This is a genomic window from Lunatimonas salinarum (assembly GCF_017811155.1).
Taxonomy (GTDB): domain Bacteria; phylum Bacteroidota; class Bacteroidia; order Cytophagales; family Cyclobacteriaceae; genus Lunatimonas; species Lunatimonas salinarum.
The window spans coordinates 1-1,675 of the sequence record NZ_JACVCV010000069.1 but is presented as its reverse complement, the minus strand read 5'-3'; the positions used below and the strand labels follow the sequence as shown (position 1 = coordinate 1,675).

At 40.3% G+C, this 1,675-nt stretch carries 2 protein-coding genes; both read left to right on the top strand.

The window, feature by feature from the left end; all coding sequences use genetic code 11:
- Positions 1-158: 158 nt before the first annotated feature.
- Entirely contained in the window at positions 159-392 is a 234-nt protein-coding gene (locus tag IAQ59_RS21890) for a hypothetical protein (RefSeq protein WP_209332989.1), read from the top strand.
- A 1-nt stretch (position 393) separates the two neighbouring features.
- Positions 394-1,527 carry a BF3164 family lipoprotein gene (locus IAQ59_RS21885; protein WP_209332988.1) on the top strand — a complete coding sequence of 378 codons (1,134 nt, stop codon included), beginning with the start codon at positions 394-396 and terminating at the stop codon, positions 1,525-1,527.
- Positions 1,528-1,675: the final 148 nt, after the last annotated feature.

The following is a 1,675-nucleotide window of genomic DNA, read 5'->3' as shown; positions in this document are numbered from 1 at the left end:
ATACGCTTTAAAACAGATTATTTGTTGTTTTTTCAGAAATTTCTAAAATAATAGTTGCAACTCTCGTTTTTATTTTTTCAATTTAAGCACCATTAAATCAATGTTTTACTTCAAACTAAAAAAACATGAAGTAATGGATTAACAATTCAAAAAAAGGAATGGCAGCCTGTGGCGCTGTAGCAATTATGCTGGTGGCTGGCTGGCAATTTGGTGTTAGTGGTGCGGAAGTGCCGTTTTCGGAAAATGAGGTGGCATTGGAGAAGGCGATTGCGGGGAGTGGTAATGGGCGATGGGTTTGTTGTGCTACAAGTTATCGCAGTTTTTGTACAGATATGGATGGAGACGCCTGCCATGATTACAAAAGAGTAAATGATGTATATACCTGTACCTAAAGTGAGCGAAAAAAACGTTGAAATTGGAAGTATCGGTTGTGTAAGCCGATATTTTCCTTTCTGGTCAAGGATTAATATTATTCCAGGAATCGTTTTTTCTACTTGGGTCATATTACTGGGTGCTTGCGATTCATTCAAAGACAACCCAAATGAAAAGATATTCACATGGAACTCCATCTCTTCCCTCGAAAAGCAGCTCACTGGAAAAAAATTTCTCATTGAGGAATTGAAAATGCCCGATATGCTTCTTTACAAAAATAATAAGTTATTAATTACTGAATCAGCTCCGGGAAACACCTTTGTACACGTTTTGGATGGAAACAACTTGGAATATCTTTTCGCCACTGCTAGAGTGGGCTACGGTCCTGGGGAAATTCCTGATGCCTGGACCATTGAGGGTGGACCTAATAGCGATACCTTCTGGGTATATAGTTTGGAAGGAAAGCTTTTTTCGGAATATGTGTTGGAAAATGCAACTGATTCCAGAGCCTTAAACCAAGTGAGACAAACAGAAGATTTTTACCTGGCCATGGGCCTCACTTGGAGTTCTGATAGTACTTTCATGACATTTTTGGTTCGTGGTGAAGATAAGTTTGTAGAATTCAATACTAATGGCACTCGGCTAAGAGGCTACGGCAAGTGGAAAGGGATGGTAGAGGGGAATTTTGAAGATCATGTCATTGCAGATCTTCATCAAGGAAAATTAATGGGTGATCCTAAAGCAGGCAAATTTATCAAGGCCAGCATATTTAGAGACCGTTTGGAAGTCCTGGATAAGAAAAGCGGGCAGATAATTGGAATCAACGGGCCAGAAAATTCCATACCGGAATTTCAGGCTGTCGATGCCGGTGCCGTTATCACTTCTGACCATCCGTTGGCCTATATGGACGCGTTTCTAGGCACAGAGTATATCTTTGGATTATATTCAGGCAAAACTGACAAAGAAATCAGGGAGCAGGGAAGAGGAGAAACGGACCTGCTTGTCTTTGATCTTTTAGGAAATGTGAAAGCAGTTTTGAAGCTCGATATACCTATAAGTTCATTTACGGTAGATGACAAGGGCCAACGAATCTTTGGGGTTACCGTAGATAGTGACCCCGGCGTGGCAGTATTTAACCTCCCCAAAGACTTCTAGAAATGTCTGCAACAATAGAATTCCACAAGCCTGTTTACAGGGAAAATTTTATCTCACTAAACCCGCAACCTACATCCCCCGCATACGCTTTAAAACAGATTATTTGTTGTTTTTTCAGAAATTTCTAAAATAATAGTTGCAACTCTCG